Origin of the sequence: Burkholderia sp. AU31652 (assembly GCF_002223155.1) — a bacterium.
GTDB lineage: Bacteria > Pseudomonadota > Gammaproteobacteria > Burkholderiales > Burkholderiaceae > Burkholderia.
Genome location: NZ_NKFG01000002.1, coordinates 1 through 26492, shown reverse-complemented (window position 1 = coordinate 26492; position 26492 = coordinate 1). Strand labels below are relative to the sequence as shown.

Here is a 26492-nt window from a genome sequence, read left to right as displayed (position 1 = left end):
TGCCTACTCCTTAACGCTTGTGACGGCGCTGGACGATCATCGTCGTCGTGCGCTTGTTGCTACGGGTGCGATAACCCTTAGCCGGCGTACCCCACGGGCTAACCGGATCGCGACCTGCAGCCGTCTTGCCCTCACCACCACCGTGCGGGTGATCAACCGGGTTCATCGCAACGCCACGCACCGTCGGGCGGATACCGCGCCAGCGGTTCGCGCCAGCCTTGCCGATCTGGCGCAGGCTATGCTCTTCGTTGCCGACTTCACCGATCGTTGCACGGCACTCGATGTGCACGCGGCGGATTTCGCCCGAACGCAGACGAACCTGCGCGTAGACGCCTTCACGGGCGAGCAGCATGGCCGACGTACCAGCCGAACGCGCCATTTGCGCGCCCTTGCCCGGCAGCATCTCGATGCAGTGGATCGTCGTACCGACCGGAATGTTGCGGATCGGCAGCGTGTTGCCTGCACGGATCGGCGCTTCCGAACCCGACATCAGCTGTTGGCCGACGGTCAGGCCCTTCGGGGCGATGATGTAGCGACGTTCGCCGTCTGCGTAGAGCACCAGCGCGATGTTCGCGCTACGGTTCGGGTCGTACTCGAGACGCTCGACCTTTGCCGGAATGCCATCCTTCGTGCGACGGAAATCGACGATACGGTAGTGCTGCTTGTGACCACCACCCTTGTGACGCGTGGTGATACGACCGTTGTTGTTACGGCCGGCGGTCGAGCTCTGCGAGTCGAGCAGTGCCGCGAACGGCTTGCCCTGGTGCAGGTTCTTGTTGACCACCTTGACCATCGCGCGGCGACCCGGCGATGTCGGCTTAACTTTAACGATTGCCATGATTACTTGGCCTCCGCTTCAAAGTTGATTTCCTGGCCGGGCTTCAGGCAAACGTACGCCTTCTTCACGTCCTTGCGACGGCCCATCGAACGGCCGAAGCGCTTTTGCTTGCCCTTCTGAACCAGCACGTTGACCGAATCAACTTCAACCTTGAACAGCAGCTCGACAGCCGCCTTCACTTCCTGCTTCGTGGCATCCGGTGCGACTTCGAACACGACTTGCTCGTTCTTGTCGGCAACCAGCGTCGCCTTTTCCGAGATCACCGGCGCGAGCAGGACCTGCATCAAACGATGATCGTTCTTGCGAATCTCGCTCATGACAGCAACTCCTCGATCTGGGCGACCGCAGCCTTCGTGACCAGCACTTTCTTGAAGTAGATCAGCGACAGCGGGTCAGCGTAGCGCGGCTCGACAATCGCCACGTGCGGCAGGTTGCGCGAAGCCAGGTACAGGTTCTCGTCGACCGTATCCGTAATGATCAGCACGGAGTCGAGACCCATGGTCTTGAATTTTTCGGCCAGCAGCTTGGTCTTCGGCGCTTCGAGGATGATGTCCTCGACGACCGACAGACGGCCTTCACGGGCCAGCTGCGAGAAGATCGAGCAGAGACCTGCGCGATGCATCTTCTTGTTGACCTTGTGCGAGAAGTTTTCTTCCGGCGAATTCGGGAAGATACGACCACCGCCACGCCACAACGGGCTCGACGACATACCGGCACGAGCGCGGCCCGTACCCTTCTGGCGCCACGGCTTCTTCGTCGTGTGCTTGACTTGCTCACGGTCCTTCTGTGCGCGGTTACCCTGGCGAGCATTCGCCTGGTAAGCGACGACGACCTGGTGGATCAGCGCTTCGTTGTAGTCACGACCGAACACGACGTCCGATGCGTTGACCACTGCACCTTCCTGACCATTTTCGTTCAGGAGCTTGAGTTCCATTATTTCGCCCCCTTGGTCTTGACGGCCGGCGTCACGAAGACCTTGCCGCCCTTCGCGCCCGGAATCGCACCCTTCACGAGCAGCAGCTTGCGCTCTGCGTCGATACGGGCGATTTCGAGGTTCTGCACCGTCACCGTCACGTCACCCATGTGACCCGTCATGCGTTTACCCGGGAAAACACGACCCGGATCCTGCGCCATACCGATCGAGCCCGGCACGTTGTGCGAGCGCGAGTTACCGTGCGTGGCACGGCCGGAGGAGAAGTTGTAACGCTTGATCGTACCGGCGTAGCCCTTACCGATCGACACGCCTTGCACGTCGACCTTCTGGCCCACTTCGAAAAGATCGGCACCGACCACGGCACCATTCGACAGCTCAGCTGCCTTGGCCGCGTCAATGCGGAATTCCTTGAGGATTTCACCGGCTTCGACACCGGCTTTGGCGAGATGACCTGCCAGCGGCTTCGTCACGCGCGAGGCACGACGGGAGCCGAATGCAACCTGCACGGCCGTGTAGCCGTCGGTTTCAACAGTCTTGATCTGCGTCACGCGGTTGTCCGACACGTCCAGCACGGTGACGGGAATCGAATCCCCTTCCGCCGTGAAGATACGGGTCATGCCAACCTTGCGACCTACGAGTCCAAGGCTCATCATTTTCTCCATTCCCGACTGCGATTGGTCGGGGCTGATTTACAAAATGCCGGGCACGCAAGGCCCAACTTTTTTACGCGAATACGCGAAAAGCCAAGCATTATAGCCCGCCTTCGCGTTTTCCGCAAGCAATCAAAGACTTAGCGCCGCCCGGCAAGCCGATCGGCGCTGGAAGCCTTACTGCAGCTTGATTTCCACGTCGACGCCAGCCGGCAGGTCGAGCTTCATCAGCGCGTCAACCGTCTTGTCGGTCGGATCGACGATGTCCATCAGGCGCTGGTGGGTACGGATTTCGAGCTGATCGCGCGACGTCTTGTTGACGTGCGGCGAACGCAGGATGTCAAAACGCTGAATGCGCGTCGGCAGCGGCACCGGGCCACGGACGATTGCGCCAGTCCGCTTCGCGGTATCGACGATCTCGGCAGCCGATTGATCGATCAGACGATAGTCGAATGCCTTCAGGCGAATGCGGATTTTCTGTTGCTGCATGACGATTCCTTGGAAAGAGCGAGGCGATGTTGCATCGCCGGACACTAAAAGAACGTGAAACTCGACGCCTGCGGGGAGCGAGACATCAGGTTCCGGACGGTACTTCCACTGCTAAGCCCGCGATTCTACACGAAATTCTGGAGCGATGGTGCGAGTTTCTCGCCCCGCGCTTTCGCGTGACGGAAAAACAAAACCGGGTGCCAGCGCAAGCTGGACACCCGGTTTCGGCGGTACGGACTGCATACCGCGGAATCGCGGACCCCGTCGGGATCCGCGGATCGTCGATATTACTCGATGATCTTGGCGACGACGCCGGCGCCGACCGTACGGCCACCTTCGCGGATTGCGAAGCGCAGACCTTCTTCCATCGCGATCGGAGCAATCAGCTTCACCGTGATCGACACGTTGTCGCCCGGCATCACCATTTCCTTGTCCTTCGGCAGCTCGATCGAGCCCGTCACGTCCGTCGTACGGAAGTAGAACTGCGGACGGTAGTTGTTGAAGAACGGCGTGTGACGGCCGCCTTCGTCCTTGCTCAGCACGTACACTTCAGCCGTGAAGTGCGTGTGCGGCGTGATCGAACCCGGCTTCGCCAGAACCTGGCCACGCTCCACGTCTTCACGCTTCGTGCCGCGCAGCAGGATACCAACGTTGTCGCCTGCTTGACCTTGGTCCAGCAGCTTGCGGAACATTTCAACGCCCGTGCAGGTCGTCTTCACCGTCGGCTTGATACCGACGATTTCGATTTCTTCGCCGACCTTCACGATGCCGCGCTCAACGCGACCCGTCACAACCGTACCACGGCCCGAGATCGAGAACACGTCTTCCACCGGCATCAGGAACGCGCCGTCAACTGCACGCTCCGGCGTCGGGATGTACGTGTCCAGCGCGTCGGCCAGGCTCATGATCGCCACTTCGCCCAGCTCGCCCGTGTCGCCTTCCAGCGCCAGCTTGGCCGAACCCTTCACGATCGGCGTGTCGTCGCCCGGGAAGTCGTACTTCGACAGGAGTTCGCGAACTTCCATCTCGACCAGTTCGAGCAGTTCAGCGTCGTCCACCATGTCGCACTTGTTCAGGAACACGATGATGTACGGAACGCCAACCTGACGTGCCAGCAGGATGTGCTCACGCGTCTGCGGCATCGGGCCGTCAGCTGCCGAGCAAACCAGGATCGCGCCGTCCATCTGCGCTGCGCCCGTGATCATGTTCTTCACATAGTCAGCGTGGCCCGGGCAGTCGACGTGTGCGTAGTGGCGGTTAGCCGTTTCGTACTCGACGTGTGCCGTGTTGATCGTGATGCCGCGCGCCTTTTCTTCCGGTGCCGCGTCGATCTGGTCGTATGCCTTCGCTTCGCCGCCGAACTTCTTCGTCAGAACCGTCGTGATCGCTGCCGTCAGCGTCGTCTTGCCGTGGTCAACGTGACCAATCGTACCAACGTTCACGTGCGGCTTGGTCCGCTCGAATTTACCTTTTGCCATGATTCTCTTCTTTCAAAAATAATCGATTGTGATAGCGAATTACTTCGACTTCGCGCTGATGATCGCTTCAGCAACGTTGCGCGGAGCTTCGGCGTAGTGCTTGAACTCCATCGTGTACGTTGCGCGACCTTGCGTCAGCGAGCGCAGCGACGTCGAGTAGCCGAACATTTCCGACAGCGGCACTTCGGCGCGTACGATCTTGCCGCCGCCAACCATGTCTTCCATGCCCTGGACGATACCGCGACGGCCCGACAGGTCGCCCATCACGTTGCCCATGTAGTCTTCCGGCGTCTCGACTTCGACAGCCATCATCGGCTCGAGGACGACCGGGTTCGCCTTGCGCATCGCTTCCTTGAACGCCATCGAACCGGCCATGCGGAACGCGTTTTCGTTCGAGTCAACGTCGTGGTACGAACCGAACGTCAGGTGAACCTTCACGTCGACGACCGGGAAGCCAGCCAGCACGCCCGACTTCAGCGTGTCCTGGATACCCTTATCGACCGCCGGGATGTATTCACGCGGAATCACACCACCCTTGATCTCGTCGAAGAACTCGTAGCCCTTGCCTTGTTCGTTCGGCTCGAGCGTGATGACTGCGTGACCGTACTGGCCGCGACCACCCGACTGCTTGACGAACTTGCCGTCGACGTCCTTCGCCGTCGAACGGATCGTTTCGCGGTAGGCAACCTGCGGCTTGCCGACGGTTGCTTCCACGCCGAATTCACGCTTCATCCGGTCGACCAGAATTTCGAGGTGGAGCTCGCCCATGCCCGAAATGATGGTCTGGCCCGACTCTTCGTCGGTCTGCACGCGGAACGACGGATCTTCTTGCGCCAGACGGTTCAGCGCCAGGCCCATCTTTTCCTGGTCAGCCTTGGTCTTCGGCTCGACAGCCTGCGAAATCACCGGCTCCGGGAACACCATGCGCTCGAGCACGATCGGGTTTGCCGGATCGCACAGCGTATCGCCGGTGGTCGCTTCCTTCAGGCCGACCGCAGCAGCGATGTCGCCTGCACGGACTTCCTTGATTTCTTCACGCTGGTTCGCGTGCATCTGCAGAATACGGCCGAGGCGTTCCTTCTTGCCCTTGGTCGAGTTCAGCAGCGTGTCGCCCGAGTTGACGACGCCCGAGTACACACGGAAGAAGATCAGCTGGCCGACGAACGGGTCGGTCATGATCTTGAACGCGAGCGACGAGAACTTCTCGTCGTCCGACGCCTTGCGCTCTGCTTCTTCACCGTTTTCGAGCTCGCCCTTGACCGGCGGGATGTCGACCGGCGACGGCAGGAAGTCGATCACGGCGTCGAGCATACGCTGCACGCCCTTGTTCTTGAACGCGGTACCGCACAGCATCGGCTGGATTTCGCACGCGATCGTACGGTCGCGCAGCGCCTTGACGATGTCGGCTTCCGGCAGATCGCCTTCTTCCAGGTACTTGTTCATCAGGTCTTCGCTGGCTTCGGCAGCCACTTCGACCATCTTTTCGCGCCATTCCTTGCAGGTCTCTGCGAGCTCGGCCGGGATGTCGACGTAGTCGAACTTCGTGCCTTGCGACGCTTCGTCCCAAATGATCGCCTTCATCTTGATCAGGTCGACGACGCCCTTGAAGTTTTCTTCCGCGCCGATCGGCACCACGACCGGAACCGGGTTCGCCTTCAGGCGCAGACGGAGCTGGTCGTAGACCTTGAAGAAGTTCGCGCCGGTACGGTCCATCTTGTTGACGAACGCGAGACGCGGCACCTTGTACTTGTTAGCCTGGCGCCACACCGTTTCCGACTGCGGCTGCACGCCGCCCACTGCGCAGTACACCATGCACGCGCCGTCGAGCACGCGCATCGAGCGCTCGACTTCAATCGTGAAGTCGACGTGGCCCGGGGTGTCGATGATGTTGATGCGGTGTTCCGGATAGTTGCCGCCCATGCCCTTCCAGAAGGCCGTGGTAGCAGCGGACGTGATCGTGATGCCACGCTCCTGTTCCTGCTCCATCCAGTCCATCGTGGCTGCGCCGTCGTGGACTTCACCGATCTTGTGGTTCACACCGGTGTAAAACAGAATGCGCTCGGTCGTCGTCGTCTTGCCGGCGTCGATGTGAGCGCTAATACCGATATTGCGGTAGCGCTCGATAGGAGTCTTGCGAGCCACTTTGAATCCTTTACTGGGATGGCGCGACGCAGCGTGCTGCATCGCGCTTCAACACAAACGGGCGAGGCGCCTGAAAAGCGCACCCGCCCGGAATTATTTCCGCTAACAGCCCAGCCAGGCGCTTAGAAACGGAAATGCGAGAACGCGCGGTTGGCTTCTGCCATGCGGTGAACTTCGTCGCGCTTCTTCATCGCGCCGCCACGGCCTTCGGCCGCTTCGGAGAGTTCACCTGCCAGGCGCAGGGCCATCGACTTCTCGCTACGCTTCTTCGCAGCCTCACGCAGCCAGCGCATCGCCAATGCCATACGACGCGACGGGCGCACTTCGACCGGAACTTGATAGTTGGCACCACCAACGCGACGGCTCTTCACTTCGACCACCGGCTTGACGTTGTTGAGCGCAACCGTGAACACTTCCAGCGGGTCCTTGCCACCCTTGGTCTGGATCTGTTCGAATGCGCCATAAACGATGCGCTCTGCGACCGACTTCTTGCCGGACAGCATCAGCATGTTCATGAACTTGGCTACATCAACGTTACCGAACTTCGGATCCGGCAACACTTCCCGCTTGGGGACTTCGCGACGACGCGGCATGATTCTTCCTTTACTTGTTCAGTTGGAGCTGCATCCAGCTCCGCGGCCACCAACAAACCCGATCACATCTTCACGACTAACCAGCTTGGCCGGGTGACCACTTACTCGACAGCACCGGCAATCCGGCACTCCCGCCTTGACCGCCCTACGGCGATCCCTGATCAAAAACTGCTTACTTGGCAGCCTTTGCACGCTTCGCGCCGTACTTCGAGCGCGCTTGCTTACGGTCCTTGACGCCCTGGGTATCCAGCGAGCCGCGAACCATGTGGTAACGCACACCCGGCAAGTCCTTCACACGGCCGCCGCGGATCAGCACAACCGAGTGTTCCTGCAGGTTGTGGCCTTCACCGCCGATGTACGAAATCACTTCGAAGCCGTTCGTCAGACGAACCTTGGCGACCTTACGGAGTGCCGAGTTCGGCTTCTTCGGCGTCGTCGTGTACACACGGGTGCACACGCCGCGACGCTGGGGGCAGTCCTGCAGGGCCGGGCTCTTGCTCTTCGTCGTTTCCGACTGACGGCCTTTGCGAACCAGTTGGTTGATGGTTGGCATTGTTTATTCCTGAAATTGAACAAAATCTGCGCATCGATTTCGGGCAAAGCGAGAATCGGCGCACAGTTGACTTCCGAACCGGCGAAACGGGTGCGAACCTTGGAACGCGACTCGGCCCACCGAATACCGGAACCCAGCATGATATTCCGGAAATGCCAACTAAGTCAACGGCTTGCGTGATTCACCCGCCGGACGCGTGGTTTACCGGAGGGGTCGGAACAGCTGTGTCAGGCCGACTCGACGACGTCGATGATCTCGTCGCCGAAGCGTTCGAGCTTGCGCACGCCCATGCCGGGGATATGGCGCAGGTCGTCGATCGTCTCCGGCGCGTTGCGCGCGATCTCGGCGAGCGTTGCGTCGTGGAAGATCACGTAGGCCGGCACGCCGTCCGTTTTCGCCGTTTCCGCACGCCACGCGCGCAGCGCATCCCACCGTGCGCGCTCACGCGTGCCCATGCCGGCCGTCGGATCGACGCGCGTACCGCTGCGGCTCGACGACTGGCGCGTGCGCTGCGGCTTCACGTAGCGGCGCAGCGTGACCTTCTCCTCGTTCTTCAGCACGGGCTTCGCGGCCTCGGTCAGCACGAGCGCGCCGAAGCCGCCATGATCGACGGCCAGGTAGCCGTACGCGACGAGCTGCCGGAAAATCGCCCGCCATTCGGGCTCCGACAGCGATGCGCCGATTCCGAACGTCGTGAGCTGGTCGTGGCCGCGCTGCAACACCTTTTCGGTGCGCCCGCCGCGCAGGATCTCGATCAGGTGGCTCGAGCCGAAATTGAAGCCGCTCGCGCGCTGCGCGCGGAACACGCACGACAGCGCCATCTGCGCCTCACGCGTGGCGTCCCACGAAGCCGGCGGCTCGAGGCACGTGTCGCAGTTGCCGCACGGCTTGCTCTCCTCGCCGAAGTAGTTCAGCAGCCGCACGCGACGGCACGAGATCGTCTCGCACAGCCCGAGCAGCGCGTCGAGCTTCGACGTCTGGACGCGCTTGTGCGCGTCGTCCGCATCGGACTCGTCGATCATCTTGCGCTGCTGGACGACGTCGCCGAGGCCGTACGCCATCCACGCATTCGCGGGCATCCCGTCGCGGCCGGCGCGGCCCGTCTCCTGGTAGTAGCCTTCGACGCTCTTCGGCAGATCCAGGTGCGCGACGAAGCGCACGTCCGGCTTGTCGATGCCCATGCCGAACGCGATCGTCGCGCACATCACGATACCTTCCTCGCGCTGGAACATTTCCTGATGCTTCTGCCGCACCTCGAACTCCATCCCCGCGTGATACGGCAGCGCACGCACGCCCTGCGCCTTCAGCCATTCGGCCGTTTCCTCGACCTTGCGGCGCGACAGGCAATAGACAACGCCTGCATCGGTCGTACCATCGGCATTCGTGTGCTCGGCACGAATGAAATCGAGCAGTTGCGAACGCGCGTTGTCCTTTTCGACGATCCGGTAGCGGATGTTCGGGCGGTCGAAGCTCGACACGAACACGCGCGCATCGTCGAGCGCGAGACGGTGGATGATCTCATCGCGCGTGATCGCATCGGCCGTGGCGGTCAGCGCGATGCGCGGCACCGACGGGAAGCGCTCATGCAGCACCGACAGCTGGATGTATTCCGGGCGGAAATCGTGCCCCCATTGCGACACGCAGTGTGCTTCGTCGATCGCGAACAGGCCGATCTTCGCGCGCTCGAGCAGGTCGAGGAAGCGCCCCGTCATCAGCCGTTCCGGCGCGACGTACAGCAGGTCGATTTCGCCCTCGCGCAGCGCGCGCTCGGTCGCCGCAGCCTCGGCGCCCGACAGCGTCGAATTCAGGTACGCGGCGCGCACCCCCACTTCGCTCAGCGCGGCGACCTGGTCCTGCATCAGCGCGATCAACGGCGACACGACGATGCCGGCGCCCTGCCCGGCCTCGCGGCGCAGCAATGCGGGAATCTGATAGCACAGCGACTTGCCGCCGCCGGTTGGCATCAGCACGAGGCAATCGCCGCCGCCGGCGACGTGCTCGACGATCTCGCCCTGCTGGCCGCGAAATGCGGGGTAACCAAATACTTCGTCGAGGATTTCGAGGGCGCGGGACATGAATGAGGACAGGGACGGCTAAACGATGACCGCAATTTTAACAACCCGCTCGCGCGACGCGTGGCGAATCGTGCGGTTTGGCCGATCGGCCAGGGTTCGTTCGTGCGCATGACGGGCCTGCGGCGGCCGCGCGGCAGGCCCGTCATGCGCATGAACGACAGACGAAAAAAAACCGCCCGGCATAACCGGGCGGTCTCGGTGACAGCAAGGTAAGGCAAGGCGGCTCGCGCCGCCCCCGCTTACTCGGCTGCCGGGTGTTGCTGCGGCTCTTCTGCCGGCGCGCTCGGCGTGCCGAAGTCGAATGCCTCTTCCGCTGCGATCTGGTCGAAACGCTCGCGATCCGACGATTCCTTCGCCTTGCGTGCCTTGTGGAACGCGAGACCCGTACCGGCCGGAATCAGACGGCCGACGATCACGTTTTCCTTCAGGCCACGCAGATCGTCGCGCTTGCCCATGATCGCCGCTTCGGTCAGCACGCGGGTCGTTTCCTGGAACGATGCCGCGGAGATGAACGAGTCGGTCGACAGCGATGCCTTCGTGATACCGAGCAGCACGTTGTCGTACGAAGCCGGACGCTTGTCCTCGGCGATCATGCGATCGTTCTCGTCCAGCATGTCGGAACGCTCGACCTGTTCGCCCGGGATGAAGCGCGTATCACCGTTGTCGGTGATCTGCACACGACGCAGCATCTGGCGAACGATCACCTCGATGTGCTTGTCGTTGATCTTCACGCCCTGCAGACGATACACGTCCTGCACTTCGTCGACGATGTAGCGCGACAGCGCCTCGATACCCTGCAGACGCAGGATGTCGTGCGGATCCGCCGGACCGTCCACGATCATTTCGCCCTTGTTGACGACCTGGGCATCGTGAACCAGAACCTGCTTTTCCTTCGCGATCAGGAACTCGTGCTGATTGCCCTCGAGGTCCGTGATGACGAGACGCTGCTTGCCCTTCGTGTCCTTACCGAACGACGTCGTACCGGTGACTTCCGCGAGAATGCCGGCATCCTTCGGCGAACGCGCTTCGAACAGTTCCGCCACCCGCGGCAGACCGCCGGTAATGTCACGCGTCTTCTGCGCTTCCGTCGGGATACGTGCGAGCACTTCACCGACCTGCACCTGCTGGCCATCCTTCACGGTGATCAGTGCGCCGACCTGGAAGCCGATCTGCACTGCGTGCTCCGTGCCCGGAATCTTCACTTCGTCGCCGTTCGCGTCGAGCAGCTTGACCTGCGGACGCACGCTCTTCGAAGCTTGCGAGCCACGACGCTTCACGTCGATCACGACCAGCGTCGACAGGCCGGTCACGTCGTCGATCTGCTTCGCGACGGTCACGCCTTCCTCGACGTTCTCGAACTTCACCGTACCACCGTACTCGGTGATGATCGGACGCGTCAGCGGATCCCACGTGGCGAGCTGCGTGCCTGCCTTGATCGTCGCACCGTCGAGCTGCAGCAGCGTCGCGCCGTACGGCACTTTGTGACGCTCGCGCTCGCGACCGAAATCGTCGGTGATCATCGCTTCGCCCGAACGGGAAATGACGATCTGCTCGCCCTTCGCGTTCGTGACGTAGCGCATCGTCGCCGTGAAGCGCACGATACCGTTGCTCTTCGCTTCGACCGACGAAGCCACTGCCGCACGCGATGCCGCACCACCGATGTGGAACGTACGCATCGTCAGCTGCGTGCCCGGTTCACCGATCGACTGTGCCGCGATCACGCCGACTGCTTCGCCGACGTTCACGAGCGAGCCGCGGCCGAGGTCACGGCCGTAGCAGGCTGCGCACAGGCCGTAACGCGTTTCGCAGGTCAGCGGCGTGCGCACGCGCACTTCGTCGATGCCGAGGCGTTCGATTTCCTCGACCGCCGTTTCGTCGAGCAGCGTGCCCGACTCGTACACCGTTTCCTGCGTTTCCGGGTTCACGACGTCCGCCACCGCAACGCGGCCGAGGATACGGTCACGCAGCGCCTCGACGACTTCACCGCCTTCGACGAGTGCCTTCATCGCCACGCCGTTCGACGTGCCGCAATCGTCTTCCACCACGACCAGATCCTGCGTGACGTCGACGAGACGACGCGTCAGGTAACCCGAGTTCGCGGTCTTCAGTGCCGTATCAGCCAGACCCTTACGTGCACCGTGGGTCGAGATGAAGTACTGCAACACGTTCAGACCTTCGCGGAAGTTCGCGGTAATCGGCGTCTCGATAATCGAGCCGTCCGGCTTCGCCATCAGGCCTCGCATACCGGCCAGCTGACGAATCTGAACCGCCGAACCCCGGGCGCCCGAGTCGGCCATCATGTAGATCGAGTTGAACGATTCCTGGCGCGTTTCCTTGCCGTCGCGGTCCGTCACCGGCTCCGTCGACAACTGCTCCATCATCGCCTTGCCGACCGCTTCCGACGTTGCCGACCAGATGTCGACCACGTTGTTGTAGCGTTCCTGCGCGGTGACGAGACCCGACATGTACTGGCGGTCGTACTCCTTCACCTTCTTCGCGGCGTCGCCGACGATCGTTTCCTTCTGCGGCGGCACGAGCATGTCGTCCACGCAGATCGAAATACCGGCACGCGTCGCAAGACGGAAGCCCGACTGCATCAGCTGATCGGCAAACACCACCGTCGCGCGCAGACCGCACTTGCGGAACGCCGTGTTGATCAGGCGCGAGATTTCCTTCTTCTTCAGCGGCTTGTTCAGCACCGAGAACGGCAGGCCGTGCGGCAGGATCTCCGACAGGATCGCGCGGCCGACGGTCGTCGCGTACAGCGAGATCTTCGGCACGAACGGCGGTGCGCCTTCCGACGTGTCTTCGTTGTGGACCATTTCGGTGATCCGCACGTTGACGCGCGATGCCAGCTCGACTTCCTTGTTCTCGTACGCGCGGATCACTTCCGACACGCCCGTGAACGACAGGCCTTCGCCCTTGGCGTTAACCGCTTCGCGGGTCGCGTAGTACAGACCCAGCACGATATCCTGCGACGGCACGATCGACGGATCGCCGTTGGCCGGGAACAGCACGTTGTTCGACGCCAGCATCAGCGTACGCGCTTCCATCTGCGCTTCGAGCGACAGCGGCACGTGAACGGCCATCTGGTCACCGTCGAAGTCGGCGTTGAACGCCGCGCAGACGAGCGGGTGCAGCTGAATTGCCTTGCCTTCGATCAGCACCGGCTCGAACGCCTGGATACCGAGACGGTGCAGCGTCGGCGCACGGTTCAGCATCACCGGGTGCTCGCGGATCACCTCTTCGAGGATGTCCCACACCACCGGCGTCTGGTTCTCGACTTCCTTCTTCGCCGCCTTGATGGTCGTCGCGACGCCCATCACTTCCAGCTTGTTGAAGATGAACGGCTTGAACAGCTCGAGCGCCATCAGCTTCGGCAGGCCGCACTGGTGCAGCTTCAGCGTCGGGCCGACCACGATGACCGAACGGCCCGAGTAGTCGACGCGCTTGCCCAGCAGGTTCTGACGGAAACGACCGCCCTTACCCTTGATCATGTCGGCGAGCGACTTCAGCGGACGCTTGTTCGCGCCCGTCATCGCCTTGCCGCGACGACCGTTGTCGAGCAGCGAGTCGACGGCTTCCTGCAGCATCCGCTTTTCGTTGCGGACGATGATTTCAGGTGCCTTCAGCTCGAGCAGACGCTTCAACCGGTTGTTACGGTTGATCACGCGGCGATACAGGTCGTTCAGGTCCGACGTCGCGAAACGGCCGCCGTCCAGCGGCACGAGCGGACGCAGTTCCGGCGGCAGCACCGGCAGCACTTCGAGGATCATCCACTCGGGCTTGATGCCCGAGCGCTGGAATGCCTCGAGGACCTTCAGGCGCTTCGCGTACTTCTTGATCTTCGCTTCCGAGCCGGTGTTCTTCAGCTCGGTGCGCAGCGTCTCGACCTGCTCGTCGATGTTGATCGCGCGCAGCAGTTCACGCACGCCTTCCGCGCCCATTTCGGCACGGAATTCGTCGCCGTATTCCTCGACCTTGTTGTAGTAATCCTCTTCGGTCATGATCTGCCGCGCCTTCAGCGGCGTCATGCCCGGTTCGATCACCACATAGGCTTCGAAGTACAGCACGCGTTCGATGTCGCGCAGCGTCATGTCGAGCACCATGCCCAGACGCGACGGCAGCGACTTCAGGAACCAGATGTGAGCGACCGGCGAGGCCAGCTCGATGTGGCCCATCCGTTCGCGACGCACCTTCGCCAGCGTCACTTCGACGCCGCACTTCTCGCAGATCACGCCGCGGTGCTTCAGACGCTTGTACTTGCCGCACAGGCACTCGTAGTCCTTGATCGGCCCGAAGATCTTCGCGCAGAAGAGACCATCGCGTTCCGGCTTGAACGTACGGTAGTTGATGGTCTCCGGCTTCTTCACTTCGCCGAACGACCACGAACGGATCTTGTCCGGCGAGGCCAGACCGATCTTGATCGCGTCGAAAACTTCTTCCTGTTGGACTTGCTTGAATAGATCGAGCAGAGCTTTCATTGCTTTCTCTCCGTAGTCCGATTAATTGCGGTCGAGATCGATATCGATACCGAGCGAGCGGATTTCCTTCACGAGCACGTTGAAGGATTCCGGCATGCCTGCATCGATCACGTGGTCGCCCTTGACGAGGTTTTCGTACACCTTCGTCCGGCCGGTCACGTCGTCCGACTTCACCGTCAGCATTTCCTGCAGCACGTAGGACGCGCCGTACGCTTCGAGTGCCCACACTTCCATTTCACCGAAACGCTGGCCACCGAACTGCGCCTTACCACCCAGCGGCTGCTGCGTGACGAGCGAGTACGGGCCGGTCGAGCGCGCGTGCATCTTGTCGTCGACCAAGTGGTGCAGCTTCAGGTAGTGCATGTAGCCGAGCGTCACGCGACGTTCGAACATTTCACCCGTGCGGCCGTCGTACAGACGGACCTGGTTCTTCGACGGGTTCATGCCGAGCTGTTCAGCGATGTCGTCCGGGAACGCGAGGTCGAGCATCTTGCCCATTTCTTCCTCGGTCGCACCGTCGAACACCGGCGTTGCGAACGGCACGCCTTCGCGCAGGTTCTTCGCGAGTTCGAGGATCTCTTCGTCGGTGAAGCTTTCCAGGTCTTCCTGGCGGCCCGAGTCGTTGTAGATCTTCGTCAGGAACACGCGCAGTTCCTCGATCTTCGCCTGACGCTGCAGCATTTCGCCGATACGCCAGCCGAGGCCCTTCGCGGCCCAGCCGAGGTGCACTTCCAGAACCTGACCCACGTTCATCCGCGACGGAACGCCCAGCGGGTTCAGCACGACGTCTGCCGGACGGCCATCGGCCATGTACGGCATGTCTTCGATCGGGACGATCTTCGACACGACACCCTTGTTACCGTGACGACCTGCCATCTTGTCGCCAGGCTGCAGGCGACGCTTGACCGCGAGGTACACCTTGACCATCTTCAGCACGCCCGGCGGCAGTTCGTCGCCTTGCGTGAGCTTCTTGCGCTTCTCTTCGAACGCGAGGTCGAACTGGTGACGCTTTTCTTCGATCGAGTTCTTGATCGCTTCGAGCTGCGCCGCTGCTTCGTCGTCCGCGAGGCGGATGTCGAACCAGTGGTAGTGGTCGAGGTCTTCCAGGTAAGCCTGGTCGATCTTCGTGCCCTTCGCGAGCTTCTTCGGACCGCCGTTCGCGACCTTGCCCACCAGCATGCGTGCGAGACGCTGGAACGCGTCGCCTTCCACGATGCGCAGCTGGTCGTTCAGGTCGAGACGGTAACGCTTCAGTTCGTCGTCGATGATCTGTTGCGCACGCTTGTCGCGCTGGATGCCTTCACGCGTGAACACCTGGACGTCGATCACGGTGCCGCTCATGCCCGACGGCACGCGCAGCGACGTGTCCTTCACGTCCGAGGCCTTCTCGCCGAAGATCGCGCGCAGCAGCTTCTCTTCCGGCGTCAGCTGGGTCTCGCCCTTCGGCGTGACCTTGCCGACCAGCACGTCGCCTGCTTCGACTTCAGCACCGATGTACACGATGCCCGATTCGTCGAGACGGCCGAGCTGGACTTCCGCCAGGTTCGAGATGTCGCGCGTGATTTCTTCCGGCCCGAGCTTCGTGTCACGTGCAACGACGTTCAGCTCTTCGATGTGGATCGACGTGTAGCGATCGTCGGCCACGACCTTCTCCGAGATCAGGATCGAATCCTCGAAGTTGTAGCCGTTCCACGGCATGAACGCGATCAGCATGTTCTGGCCGAGCGCGAGCTCACCCAGGTCCGTCGAGGCGCCGTCGGCCAGCACGTCGCCGCGCGAGACCTTGTCGCCCATCTTCACGATCGGACGCTGGTTGATGTTCGTGTTCTGGTTCGAACGCGTGTACTTGATCAGGTTGTAGATGTCGACACCGACTTCACCTGCGACTGCTTCGTCGTCGTTCACGCGAATCACGATACGGCCTGCGTCGACATAGTCGACGACGCCGCCGCGGAACGCCTGAACCGTCGTACCCGAGTCGACCGCACAGGTGCGCTCGATGCCCGTACCGACGACCGGCTTTTCCGGACGCAGACACGGCACGGCCTGACGCTGCATGTTCGAACCCATCAGCGCACGGTTCGCGTCATCGTGCTCGAGGAACGGAATCAGCGAGGCTGCGACCGACACGATCTGCGACGGCGCGACGTCCATGTACTGGATACGGTCCGGCGTGACCATCATCGTTTCGCCGGCTTCACGCGACGACACGAGTTCGTCGATCAGTTGGCCGTTCTCGTCGATCGCGGCGTTTGCCTGCGCGATCATGTAGCGGCCTTCTTCGATCGCCGACAGGTAGTCGATCTGGTCGGTCACCTTGCTGTCCACGACCTTGCGGTACGGCGTCTCGAGGAAGCCATACTCGTTCAGGTGCGCATACAGTGCGAGCGAGTTGATCAGGCCGATGTTCGGACCTTCCGGCGTTTCGATCGGGCACACGCGGCCATAGTGGGTCGGGTGCACGTCGCGGACTTCAAAGCCTGCGCGTTCGCGCGTCAGACCGCCCGGGCCCAGTGCGGAAACACGACGCTTGTGCGTGATTTCCGACAGCGGGTTGGTCTGGTCCATGAACTGCGACAGCTGCGACGAACCGAAGAACTCGCGGATCGCCGACGAAATCGGCTTCGAGTTGATCAGGTCGTGCGGCATCAGGTTTTCGCTTTCGGCCTGGCCGAGGCGTTCCTTGACCGCGCGCTCGACACGCACGAGACCTGCGCGGAACTGGTTTTCCGCCAGTTCGCCGACGCAACGCACACGACGGTTGCCGAGGTGGTCGATGTCGTCCACTTCGCCCTTGCCGTTGCGCAGCTCGACGAGGATCTTGATCGTCGCGAGGATGTCGTCGTCCTGCAGCGTCATCGGGCCGGTGATCTCGTCACGGCTGACGCGGCGGTTGAACTTCATACGGCCGACCTTCGACAGGTCGTACGCTTCTTCGCTGTAGAACAGACGGTTGAACAGTGCCTCGACCGCTTCTTCGGTCGGCGGCTCGCCCGGACGCATCATGCGGTAGATCGCGATGCGCGCGGCCGTCTTGTCGGTCGTTTCGTCGACACGCAGCGTCGACGAGATGTACGGGCCCTGGTCCAGGTCGTTCGTGTAGAGCGTCTGGATGTCCTTGATGCCCGCTTCGCGCAGCTTCTCGAGCACGCTTTCCGTGACTTCGTCGTTCGCGCTCGCGATCACTTCGCCGGTGTCGCCGTCGACGACGTTCTTCGCCAGCACGCGGCCGAGCAGATAGTCTTCCGGCACCGAGATGAACTTGGTCTTCGCGGCTTCGAGGTCGCGAATGTGCTTCGCGTTGATCCGCTTGTCTTTCTGGACGATGACCTTGCCATCACGATCCGTGATGTCGAAGCGCGCGACTTCACCACGCAGGCGCTCGGGCACGAACTCGAGTTGCGCGCCTTCGTCCATCAGCGTGAAGTTGTCGAATACGAAGAAGTTCGCGAGGATCTGTTCCGGCGTGAGGCCGATGGCCTTCAGCAGGATCGTGACCGGCATCTTGCGGCGACGGTCGACGCGGAAGTACAGGATGTCCTTCGGATCGAATTCGAAGTCGAGCCACGAGCCGCGGTACGGAATGATCCGTGCCGAGAACAGCAGCTTGCCCGAGCTGTGCGTCTTGCCCTTGTCGTGTTCGAAGAACACGCCCGGCGAACGGTGCAGCTGCGAGACGATGACACGCTCGGTGCCGTTGATGACGAACGAGCCCGTCGGCGTCATGAGCGGAATTTCGCCCATGTACACTTCCTGCTCTTTCACTTCCTTGACGACCGGCTTGTTCGGCGATTCCTTGTCGAGGATGACAAGGCGGACCTTCGCGCGCAGCGCGGAGCAGTACGTCAGGCCGCGCTGCTGGCATTCCTTGATGTTGAATGCCGGCGCGGACAACGCATAGCTCACGAACTCGAGACGTGCGAAACCGTTGTGCGAAACAATGGGAAATACCGATGTGAACGCGGCCTGCAAACCTTCAGGCTTGCGTTGCGTGGCCGGCACATCGGCTTGCAGAAACGTGCTGAATGATTCAAGCTGGGTAGCCAGCAAGAAAGGAACTTGGTGAACGATGGGGCGCTTCGCGAAACTCTTGCGAATGCGCTTCTTCTCGGTGAAGGAATATTGCATACGATCTCCGAATCACGGCGGGTGCTATCGAGGCGGAATACCTGGACGTTTCAAACCCGAGTGTTCACCGACTGAGACCCGATGGCCGTCCGACGGCTTGAACGAGCCGAGAAGCTTGGTGGTTGGCCGCTACCAACCGCTGGCTGACGGCAGCGGATGCCTGTGTTGCCCGCTACCCGACCAAACTTGCCTTCTGCAGTCGCTTCAGAAGACAAAGAGAACCGCCATTCGTGACCAATGACAACGATCAGGCGGTTTTCTTTGGCTTCTGGGGCCGATTATTCGGGCTCCCGAATGAGTGCCAGAATAACGTCCCCACAAAGCACAAAAAGGCCGGCGGTGAAAATACCGCCAGCCTTCGCACAGCGCGCCGAAACTTACTTGACTTCGACCTTCGCGCCTGCTTCTTCCAGCTTCTTCTTGGCTTCTTCAGCAGCAGCCTTGTCGACGCCTTCCTTGACAGCCTTCGGTGCGCCGTCAACGACGTCCTTCGCTTCCTTCAGGCCCAGGCCCGTCAGTTCGCGAACTGCCTTGATGACTGCAACCTTGTTGCTGCCTGCTTCAGCCAGAACGACCGTGAATTCGGTCTTCTCTTCTGCTGCAGCAGCTGCGCCGCCGCCTGCCGGGCCAGCGACTGCCACTGCAGCTGCCGACACGCCAAACTTCTCTTCGAATGCCTTGACCAGTTCGTTCAGTTCCAGAACGGTCATCCCTTCGACTGCTGCCAGGATGTCTTCTTTTGCGATTGCCATTTGAAATACTCCTAAATTGAATTCGGATACAGCCAGCGATCAATGACGCTGATGCACGCTCGATTACGCAGCTTCCGCTTGCTTCTTCTCGGCCAGCGCGGCCAGAGCGCGCGCGAAGCCCGAAACAGGCGATTGCATAACGAACAGCAGCTTCGAGAGCAGTTCTTCGCGGCTCGGGATGCTTGCCAGCGCTTGCACGCCAGCCTTGTCCATCACCTTGCCATCGAACGAACCAGCCTTGATGACCAACTTGTCATTGCTCTTGCTGAAGTCGTTGACGACCTTAGCAGCAGCAATTGCATCTTCCGAGATGCCGTAGATCAACGGGCCAGTCATCTGCTCTGCCAGCGGAGCAAACGGCGTACCTTCAACAGCGCGACGCGCCAGCGTGTTCTTCAACACGCGCAGGTAAACCTGTTGCTCACGCGCTTTCGCGCGCAGCTTGGTCAGATCGCCAACCGCAATTCCACGATACTCAGCCAGCACAACGGTCTGGGCCTTCGCGACTTGCGCGGAAACCTCAGCGACGACGGCTTGCTTGTCTTCTCTATTAAGCGGCACGGTTAGCCTCCAGAAACGATACGTTCGGCGCGGCCGGCATGGCCGAAACCTCACGTACCTCGTTCAACAACGGCGTCCGACCTCGTTAGGAGTATTTCCACCTCACGCCGGGAATCACTTCGCGGCCTGCGGCTTCACCACTGCAAAACTTTTTCGGGTTCGCCATCTGCGTTGGCTTGAATTAAGGGATCACCTGACTGCTGCGCCCCACCAACGGTCTTTGATAACCGGTTGCCCGCCCTACCGCACGAACAACCGCCCAAAGCCCATGTAGGCCGCTTCGCGAACGAAGCGGCCCGAATACTTGCTTACTGTGCTGCCAGCGTAGCCTGGTCGACACGCACGCCGACGCCCATCGTGCTCGACAGTGCGATCTTGCGCAGGTAGACGCCCTTGCTCGTTGCCGGCTTTGCCTTCTGCAGCGCTTCGATCAGTGCCGACAGGTTCGAACGCAGTGCGGTCGGCTCGAACGATGCACGGCCGATGGTCGCGTGGATGATACCGGCCTTGTCGACACGGAATTGCACCTGACCAGCCTTCGCGTTCTTGACGGCGGTTGCGACGTCCGGCGTGACCGTACCGACCTTCGGGTTCGGCATCAGGCCGCGCGGGCCCAGGATCTGGCCGAGCGTACCGACGATACGCATCGTGTCCGGCGAAGCGATCACGATGTCGAAGTCCATCTGGCCAGCCTTGATCTGCTCTGCCAGGTCTTCCATACCGACGATTTCCGCGCCTGCTGCACGTGCTTGTTCAGCCTTCTCGCCTTGCGCGAACACAGCAACGCGAACCGACTTGCCCGTACCTGCCGGCAGAACGACCGAACCACGAACGACTTGATCCGACTTCTTCGCATCGATGCCGAGCTGGACTGCGACGTCGATCGACTCGTCGAACTTCGCGCTCGCGCATTCCTTCACGAGGCTCAGTGCGTCTTCGATCGCGTACAGCTTCTGACGATCAACCTTGGCGGCAAATGCCTGACGGCGCTTGGAGATCTTAGCCATTTACACGCCCTCCACAGTGATGCCCATCGAGCGTGCGCTACCAGCGATGGTGCGAACGGCTGCGTCCAGATCAGCTGCCGTAAGATCCGGCATCTTGGTCTTCGCGATTTCTTCGGCTTGAGCGCGCGTGATCGAACCGACCTTGTCGGTGTGCGGCTTGCTCGAGCCCTTGTCCACCTTCGCCGCCTTCTTGATCAGGACGGTCGCCGGCGGCGTCTTCATCACGAACGTGAAGCTCTTGTCAGCGAATGCCGTGATGACCACCGGCACCGGCAGACCCGGCTCCATGCCTTGAGTCTGCGCGTTGAACGCCTTGCAGAACTCCATGATGTTCAGGCCGCGCTGGCCCAGTGCCGGACCGACCGGCGGCGACGGGTTGGCTTTACCTGCAGGGATCTGCAGCTTGATAAAGCCGATAATCTTCTTTGCCATTTGTGAACCTCATTGGAACGCCAGAGAAGGCGTTCGGTGAGTAATAACGCGCTTTCGCCACGGGCTACTGACGCTCCTCAACGGCCATGACGCGGACCGTAAGCGCGAAGGTGGGCAGCCGAGGCTGCCCACCGAATCGGGATCAAACTTTTTCGACCTGACCGAACTCGAGTTCGACCGGAGTGGATCGGCCAAAGATGGTGACCGACACACGCACGCGCGATTTTTCGTAGTTGACTTCTTCGACGGTGCCATTGAAGTCCGTGAACGGGCCTTCCTTGACACGCACCATCTCGCCGACTTCGAACAGGGTCTTCGGGCGCGGCTTCTCAACGCCTTCCTGCATCTGCGACATGATCTTCTCGACTTCCTTCGGGGAAATCGGGGTCGGGCGGTTGCGCGCACCGCCGACGAAACCGGTGACCTTCGCGGTGTTCTTCACGAGGTGCCACGTTTCGTCCGTCATTTCCATCTCAACCAGCACGTAGCCGGGGAAGAAACGACGCTCAGTCACTGCCTTGTGGCCGCCTTTGACTTCGACCACTTCTTCGGTCGGGACCAGGATCTGACCGAATTTGTCCTGCATGCCAGCACGTTCGATGCGCTCCTGAAGCGCACGCTGCACGCTCTTCTCCATACCGGAGTAGGCGTGCACGACGTACCAACGCTTTCCGCTCGGGGATGCCGGAGTATCGCTCATATCATTTCCAACCCAGAATCGCCGAGAAAATCACCCACTCGATCGATTTGTCACTCAACCAGAGGAAAATCGCCATCACGAGCACGAAACCGAACACGACGAGTGTGGTTTGCGTTGCTTCCTTGCGGGTGGGCCAAACGACCTTCCGGACTTCCTTGTACGAATCCTTGGCAAAGGCGATGAGACTCTTGCCAGGTGCGGACATCAGACCGACGGCCACGCCGGCGATGATACCTACCGCCAACGCAGCACCGCGGACATACCACTGCTGATTGGCCAGCCAGAAGAAGCCTACGAATCCGGCCAAGACCAACAATACGCCCAGGGCCAGCATCAGCTTATCGCCGGAGGTATTTACAGTTTCGACGGATGGATTCGCCATAACACCTTAAAACAAATGCCACGTAGGACACGTGGCTATTTTTTGGCAGGGGCAGAGGGAATCGAACCCCCAACCTTCGGTTTTGGAGACCGACGCTCTGCCAGTTGAGCTATACCCCTAAACCATGCTGGGGCTGGCTGTTGCCAGCCCCAAAACTGTCGATCAACGAATAACTGGCTTACTCGATGATCTTGGCGACGACGCCGGCGCCGACCGTACGGCCGCCTTCGCGGATTGCGAAGCGCAGACCTTCTTCCATCGCGATCGGAGCGATCAGCTTCACCGTGATCGACACGTTGTCGCCCGGCATCACCATTTCCTTGTCCTTCGGCAGCTCGATCGAGCCCGTCACGTCCGTCGTACGGAAGTAGAACTGCGGACGGTAGTTGTTGAAGAACGGCGTGTGACGGCCGCCTTCGTCCTTGCTCAGCACGTACACTTCAGCCGTGAAGTGCGTGTGCGGCGTGATCGAACCCGGCTTCGCCAGAACCTGGCCACGCTCCACGTCTTCACGCTTCGTGCCGCGCAGCAGGATACCAACGTTGTCGCCTGCTTGACCTTGGTCCAGCAGCTTGCGGAACATTTCAACGCCCGTGCAGGTCGTCTTCACCGTCGGCTTGATACCGACGATTTCGATTTCTTCGCCGACCTTCACGATGCCGCGCTCAACGCGACCCGTCACAACCGTACCACGGCCCGAGATCGAGAACACGTCTTCCACCGGCATCAGGAACGCGCCGTCAACTGCACGCTCCGGCGTCGGGATGTACGTGTCCAGCGCGTCGGCCAGGCTCATGATCGCCACTTCGCCCAGCTCGCCCGTGTCGCCTTCCAGCGCCAGCTTGGCCGAACCCTTCACGATCGGCGTGTCGTCGCCCGGGAAGTCGTACTTCGACAGGAGTTCGCGAACTTCCATCTCGACCAGTTCGAGCAGTTCAGCGTCGTCCACCATGTCGCACTTGTTCAGGAACACGATGATGTACGGAACGCCAACCTGACGTGCCAGCAGGATGTGCTCACGCGTCTGCGGCATCGGGCCGTCAGCTGCCGAGCAAACCAGGATCGCGCCGTCCATCTGCGCTGCGCCCGTGATCATGTTCTTCACATAGTCAGCGTGGCCCGGGCAGTCGACGTGTGCGTAGTGGCGGTTAGCCGTTTCGTACTCGACGTGTGCCGTGTTGATCGTGATGCCGCGCGCCTTTTCTTCCGGTGCCGCGTCGATCTGGTCGTATGCCTTCGCTTCGCCGCCGAACTTCTTCGTCAGAACCGTCGTGATCGCTGCCGTCAGCGTCGTCTTGCCGTGGTCAACGTGACCAATCGTACCAACGTTCACGTGCGGCTTGGTCCGCTCAAATTTACCCTTGGCCATTTTCGACTCCCAGAAGGAATTTCACAGGTTGCGCCGCGCGCAAACAAGACACTGACTTTTTACTGCTGGTGCCCATGGGCAGGATCGAACTGCCGACCTCTCCCTTACCAAGGGAGTGCTCTACCACTGAGCCACATGGGCGCTTTACGCTTCAACTTCGCGGTCTGGAGCGGGTGAAGGGAATCGAACCCTCGTCGTAAGCTTGGAAGGCTTCTGCTCTACCATTGAGCTACACCCGCACGGGCCACAAACGATTCCTTACCGCTCACTGCGCTGATAATCTTGGTGGAGGAGGTTGGATTCGAACCAACGTAGGCGTAAGCCAACAGATTTACAGTCTGCCCCCTTTAGCCACTCGGGCACCCCTCCGTAGAGAACTGACGATTATGGGGGTGCATCGCACTTCTGTCAAGCGGATCCGGAAGATTATTTTCACTTCCTTCCCGACACCTGCTTGACCACCGATCTCCCGCCCTTGCCCGGCTAAGGCAAGCATGGGTGCTGCTGATCAGTGCCACATCTTCGTCAGACTCCGCCCTCAACGTCGATCTGCATCTACGCTGAAAACGAAAGACCGCCATCATACGACCTCTTCCGCACTCTGCCAAGCGGGTAAACGAAAAATTTCCGCAAATTTCGTGCCGAGTGGGCCCACCGATCCGCCCCCGATACTTTGGGGGATATTGCTTCCAATCTCACCGGCTGCCTGATCGGACCTGCGGGCGATATACGTGACGAGGCTTTCGGGCGTTTTCCAGCAACTGCATAGGATCCTGTGGCCACGGCTACCGACAGGAAGCGGTGCGCGCGACACCGACCCCAGCCGACTTCAGCCACAGCCGCGATACCATCGCAGACCAACTGCCCGCCTCCGGTTCTGATCCTCATGCGCCTGCTTGCCCGTGCGATGACCTGCATGGCTTTGACCGCGCATGCCGCCGGTCCGTCAGATGCCTGGTGTCGCTCGAGCACGATCACCAGGATCCGCCAGCAGGCACTGCCGACAGCCACGCCCCAGGACGCAGCGCGGCAGCTTCATTGCTCTCCGCATATGACCGACTGAAACCCGCGCTCGATGCCGGGCGCCTCGGTTCGGAACACGTCGGTTTCGTTGCCCCCCCCGCTTAGCGAAGATGCAATCGCCTATGCGTGGCTGCTCAACGATGCGTCCACGTACCTCGTCGGCGCTGGCGATAGTGTGCTAGAAGGTGAGTCCGGCGGCCCAGCCCGCATCGACGCATTGCAGCCACTACTCGGCGATGATATGCGGCGCCGCCTGGGCCTGCCCCGCAGGCTTGTCGACGCGATCTCGGCGAACATTCTGCAATATGCCGCCCACTGCCTTTCACCATCACGCAAGCCGGCCAACGTCAACATCTGGACGGCCTACCGCAGCGAATCCACGGCATACGCAAGACATCCCGCATGCCCGTACGATGCCCGCCTCGTGCAGCTGAACGCTAGTACCTGCACAGGATTCGACGCCGGCGCGTTCTCCGCTCCGCATCCATCCGACGACGACGGAAAGCTGGCGTGCGACATCCAGTCTTCGACATCGACTGCTCGCTGCCCGGCGTTGGTCGTGCTAACCCGAAATCAACGCAGGAACACGGCCCACCGGTTTCCGCCGGGCGATGGCTCCGCACTCCGGGATCCGAGTACCGCATGCGTCGTGCGATCGACCGGCATCGACGCCGGCGGCAAGCACTTCGCGTTAATGGGTGAAGGGCGAAACTGCTTTGGCGGCACGGCGTATTCACTCATCGAAGAAATCGATGCGTTGCGAGATGGACAGCCCGTGCTTGTCAAAAGGACAGCGCGGATTTCTGATGCTATCGGGTCGACGAACTCGCGGACGCAGGTTCGCGCTAGCAGCGCCCCTGTCCATCCGGTGGGTTACACGCACCCGTTCCTTTGCTCAAGCCGACTTGAGCGAAGATGCAACGAATTGAGTCACAAACCACCCTGGATGGCTACACAATGCGATTCACGGCACGATTCGACTTCGTACGCTCGATGGGCATCAGCCACTCAGCGCGCGCAGCGAGAACGCGCCAAACGTCCATAGCGGCGACCCGTTGCCCGGTATGCTTGACGGCTCGTGTGGTGACGGAGGCCGTGAAACATGCTCGGTAGGCACGAAATTGCATTAGTGATTTTTGGCCGAGGATGAGCTCGATACGCCGATGAGCGACGCCCGAGAATCGGCAATCGAGGAGTTGGCAATGCCCCACCGGGCCGCAGCCCGGCGACGCTCAAATCTGCCCCGAGCGGTAGTCAGATACGCGAAATGGAGTCGCTACTCGACCTGGCCGCCGTCCTCGTGAACAGAGGGAAGATGGATGTTTGAATTTGGGTTTCAGCCAACGCCAGCTACCAGTGCGGAACCAGCTCGATCCGTTTGATCAGTAGCGCAACGCTGCGAGTTCTCGAGAACGGCAGGTGGCTGAATCGATGTATTCGGCGCCTGGATATGGCCAGGCCGTCCACTCCGCGTGCCCATGCATTTCCGCCGCTCAAATGCAAAAACCCCCGCCTTTCGGGCGGGGGTTTCTGGCTTAGGGAGCCTGACGATTACCTACTTTCACACGGGAATCCGCACTATCATCGGCGTAGAGTCGTTTCACGGTCCTGTTCGGGATGGGAAGGGGTGGGACCGACTCGCTATGGTCATCAGGCAAAGAGGGTTGTTGTGCTGGCTTCGCAGCACAACCAATCTGGGAAGAAGCAGTAATCTTGAGTTGTGTGTATCACACACGAGAATCCAACCAGTCCGACGCGCTGTTATCAGCGCGAGACAGACTTGTTATAGGATCAAGCCTTACGGGCAATTAGTATCAGTTAGCTGAACGCATTACTGCGCTTACACACCTGACCTATCAACGTCCTGGTCTCGAACGACCCTTCAAGGGGATCTAGTCCCCA

Annotated in this window: 19 protein-coding genes, 4 tRNA genes and 2 rRNA genes; all 25 read right to left on the bottom strand. The window is 61.0% G+C overall.

What is annotated here, in order from left to right:
• Window positions 1–10: 10 nt before the first annotated feature.
• Window positions 11–838 carry a 50S ribosomal protein L2 gene (gene rplB / locus CFB40_RS01535; protein WP_006482900.1) on the bottom strand — a complete coding sequence of 276 codons (828 nt, stop codon included), beginning with the start codon at window positions 836–838 and terminating at the stop codon, window positions 11–13.
• 2 nt (window positions 839–840) lie between these two features.
• Window positions 841–1155 carry a 50S ribosomal protein L23 gene (gene rplW / locus CFB40_RS01530; RefSeq protein WP_004199275.1) on the bottom strand — a complete coding sequence of 105 codons (315 nt, stop codon included), beginning with the start codon at window positions 1153–1155 and terminating at the stop codon, window positions 841–843.
• Window positions 1152–1772 (bottom strand): 50S ribosomal protein L4, encoded by a 621-nt coding sequence (gene rplD / locus CFB40_RS01525; RefSeq protein ID WP_011350675.1) that lies wholly within the window; start codon window positions 1770–1772, stop codon window positions 1152–1154. The genes rplW and rplD overlap by 4 nt, the downstream gene beginning before the upstream one ends.
• Complete coding sequence (rplC, locus tag CFB40_RS01520) at window positions 1772–2422, bottom strand: 50S ribosomal protein L3 (protein ID WP_006482922.1); 651 nt, start codon at window positions 2420–2422, stop codon at window positions 1772–1774. The genes rplD and rplC overlap by 1 nt, the downstream gene beginning before the upstream one ends.
• A gap of 177 nt (window positions 2423–2599) precedes the next feature.
• A complete protein-coding gene (gene rpsJ / locus CFB40_RS01515; RefSeq protein WP_004199280.1) occupies window positions 2600–2911 on the bottom strand; it encodes a 30S ribosomal protein S10 in 312 nt (103 codons plus the stop codon).
• A gap of 287 nt (window positions 2912–3198) precedes the next feature.
• Complete coding sequence (gene tuf, locus CFB40_RS01510; RefSeq protein WP_011350666.1) at window positions 3199–4389, bottom strand: elongation factor Tu; 1191 nt, start codon at window positions 4387–4389, stop codon at window positions 3199–3201.
• Between the two features lie 39 nt (window positions 4390–4428).
• Complete coding sequence (gene fusA / locus CFB40_RS01505) at window positions 4429–6531, bottom strand: elongation factor G (protein ID WP_089430489.1); 2103 nt, start codon at window positions 6529–6531, stop codon at window positions 4429–4431.
• Window positions 6532–6653: 122 nt separating this feature from the next.
• Window positions 6654–7124 carry a 30S ribosomal protein S7 gene (gene rpsG, locus CFB40_RS01500; protein WP_006477195.1) on the bottom strand — a complete coding sequence of 157 codons (471 nt, stop codon included), beginning with the start codon at window positions 7122–7124 and terminating at the stop codon, window positions 6654–6656.
• Window positions 7125–7296: 172 nt separating this feature from the next.
• A complete protein-coding gene (rpsL, locus tag CFB40_RS01495) occupies window positions 7297–7677 on the bottom strand; it encodes a 30S ribosomal protein S12 (RefSeq protein WP_006400662.1) in 381 nt (126 codons plus the stop codon).
• A gap of 227 nt (window positions 7678–7904) precedes the next feature.
• Window positions 7905–9752, bottom strand: coding sequence for a DNA helicase RecQ (gene recQ / locus CFB40_RS01485; protein WP_089424299.1), 1848 nt, complete (start codon window positions 9750–9752; stop codon window positions 7905–7907).
• A gap of 239 nt (window positions 9753–9991) precedes the next feature.
• Window positions 9992–14236, bottom strand: a complete 4245-nt coding sequence (gene rpoC / locus CFB40_RS01480) for a DNA-directed RNA polymerase subunit beta' (RefSeq protein WP_046544763.1) — start codon at window positions 14234–14236, stop codon at window positions 9992–9994.
• Between the two features lie 21 nt (window positions 14237–14257).
• Window positions 14258–18364: a DNA-directed RNA polymerase subunit beta gene (gene rpoB, locus CFB40_RS01475; RefSeq protein ID WP_039339224.1), complete on the bottom strand. Its 4107-nt coding sequence runs from the start codon at window positions 18362–18364 to the stop codon at window positions 14258–14260.
• Window positions 18365–18741: 377 nt separating this feature from the next.
• Window positions 18742–19116 carry a 50S ribosomal protein L7/L12 gene (gene rplL / locus CFB40_RS01470; RefSeq protein ID WP_021161757.1) on the bottom strand — a complete coding sequence of 125 codons (375 nt, stop codon included), beginning with the start codon at window positions 19114–19116 and terminating at the stop codon, window positions 18742–18744.
• A gap of 63 nt (window positions 19117–19179) precedes the next feature.
• A complete protein-coding gene (gene rplJ / locus CFB40_RS01465; RefSeq protein ID WP_021161756.1) occupies window positions 19180–19677 on the bottom strand; it encodes a 50S ribosomal protein L10 in 498 nt (165 codons plus the stop codon).
• Between the two features lie 308 nt (window positions 19678–19985).
• Window positions 19986–20684: a 50S ribosomal protein L1 gene (gene rplA, locus CFB40_RS01460; protein WP_006482906.1), complete on the bottom strand. Its 699-nt coding sequence runs from the start codon at window positions 20682–20684 to the stop codon at window positions 19986–19988.
• Window positions 20685–21116, bottom strand: coding sequence for a 50S ribosomal protein L11 (gene rplK / locus CFB40_RS01455; protein ID WP_006477201.1), 432 nt, complete (start codon window positions 21114–21116; stop codon window positions 20685–20687).
• Window positions 21117–21258: 142 nt separating this feature from the next.
• The gene (gene nusG, locus CFB40_RS01450) at window positions 21259–21816 is read right to left on the bottom strand and encodes a transcription termination/antitermination protein NusG (protein WP_006400672.1); all 558 of its coding nucleotides are present in this window, start codon (window positions 21814–21816) and stop codon (window positions 21259–21261) included.
• A gap of 1 nt (window position 21817) precedes the next feature.
• Window positions 21818–22198, bottom strand: coding sequence for a preprotein translocase subunit SecE (gene secE / locus CFB40_RS01445; protein WP_006482892.1), 381 nt, complete (start codon window positions 22196–22198; stop codon window positions 21818–21820).
• A 43-nt stretch (window positions 22199–22241) separates the two neighbouring features.
• Window positions 22242–22317, bottom strand: a tRNA-Trp gene (locus CFB40_RS01440).
• A 59-nt stretch (window positions 22318–22376) separates the two neighbouring features.
• Complete coding sequence (gene tuf / locus CFB40_RS01435; RefSeq protein ID WP_011350666.1) at window positions 22377–23567, bottom strand: elongation factor Tu; 1191 nt, start codon at window positions 23565–23567, stop codon at window positions 22377–22379.
• A 66-nt stretch (window positions 23568–23633) separates the two neighbouring features.
• Window positions 23634–23708, bottom strand: a tRNA-Thr gene (locus tag CFB40_RS01430).
• A 24-nt stretch (window positions 23709–23732) separates the two neighbouring features.
• Window positions 23733–23806: transfer RNA gene (locus CFB40_RS01425), tRNA-Gly, on the bottom strand.
• A 44-nt stretch (window positions 23807–23850) separates the two neighbouring features.
• Window positions 23851–23936, bottom strand: a tRNA-Tyr gene (locus CFB40_RS01420).
• A 2196-nt stretch (window positions 23937–26132) separates the two neighbouring features.
• Window positions 26133–26245, bottom strand: a 5S ribosomal RNA gene (gene rrf, locus CFB40_RS01415).
• Window positions 26246–26377: 132 nt separating this feature from the next.
• Window positions 26378–26492, bottom strand: a 23S ribosomal RNA gene (locus CFB40_RS01410); the annotation flags it as partial.

Excerpts from the sequence above, each read along its gene's own strand:
- rplB (WP_006482900.1), bottom strand. The coding sequence starts at position 838 with ATGGCAATCGTTAAAGTTAAGCCGACATCGCCGGGTCGCCGCGCGATG.
- rplL (WP_021161757.1), bottom strand. The coding sequence starts at position 19,116 with ATGGCAATCGCAAAAGAAGACATCCTGGCAGCAGTCGAAGGGATGACC.
- rpoB (WP_039339224.1), bottom strand. The coding sequence starts at position 18,364 with ATGCAATATTCCTTCACCGAGAAGAAGCGCATTCGCAAGAGTTTCGCG.
- recQ (WP_089424299.1), bottom strand. The coding sequence starts at position 9,752 with ATGTCCCGCGCCCTCGAAATCCTCGACGAAGTATTTGGTTACCCCGCA.
- tuf (WP_011350666.1), bottom strand. The coding sequence starts at position 23,567 with ATGGCCAAGGGTAAATTTGAGCGGACCAAGCCGCACGTGAACGTTGGT.
- secE (WP_006482892.1), bottom strand. The coding sequence starts at position 22,198 with ATGGCGAATCCATCCGTCGAAACTGTAAATACCTCCGGCGATAAGCTG.
- rplC (WP_006482922.1), bottom strand. The coding sequence starts at position 2,422 with ATGAGCCTTGGACTCGTAGGTCGCAAGGTTGGCATGACCCGTATCTTC.
- rplA (WP_006482906.1), bottom strand. The coding sequence starts at position 20,684 with ATGGCTAAGATCTCCAAGCGCCGTCAGGCATTTGCCGCCAAGGTTGAT.
- rpoC (WP_046544763.1), bottom strand. The coding sequence starts at position 14,236 with ATGAAAGCTCTGCTCGATCTATTCAAGCAAGTCCAACAGGAAGAAGTT.
- rplK (WP_006477201.1), bottom strand. The coding sequence starts at position 21,116 with ATGGCAAAGAAGATTATCGGCTTTATCAAGCTGCAGATCCCTGCAGGT.
- nusG (WP_006400672.1), bottom strand. The coding sequence starts at position 21,816 with ATGAGCGATACTCCGGCATCCCCGAGCGGAAAGCGTTGGTACGTCGTG.
- rplD (WP_011350675.1), bottom strand. The coding sequence starts at position 1,772 with ATGGAACTCAAGCTCCTGAACGAAAATGGTCAGGAAGGTGCAGTGGTC.
- rpsG (WP_006477195.1), bottom strand. The coding sequence starts at position 7,124 with ATGCCGCGTCGTCGCGAAGTCCCCAAGCGGGAAGTGTTGCCGGATCCG.
- rpsL (WP_006400662.1), bottom strand. The coding sequence starts at position 7,677 with ATGCCAACCATCAACCAACTGGTTCGCAAAGGCCGTCAGTCGGAAACG.
- rpsJ (WP_004199280.1), bottom strand. The coding sequence starts at position 2,911 with ATGCAGCAACAGAAAATCCGCATTCGCCTGAAGGCATTCGACTATCGT.
- rplW (WP_004199275.1), bottom strand. The coding sequence starts at position 1,155 with ATGAGCGAGATTCGCAAGAACGATCATCGTTTGATGCAGGTCCTGCTC.
- tuf (WP_011350666.1), bottom strand. The coding sequence starts at position 4,389 with ATGGCAAAAGGTAAATTCGAGCGGACCAAGCCGCACGTGAACGTTGGT.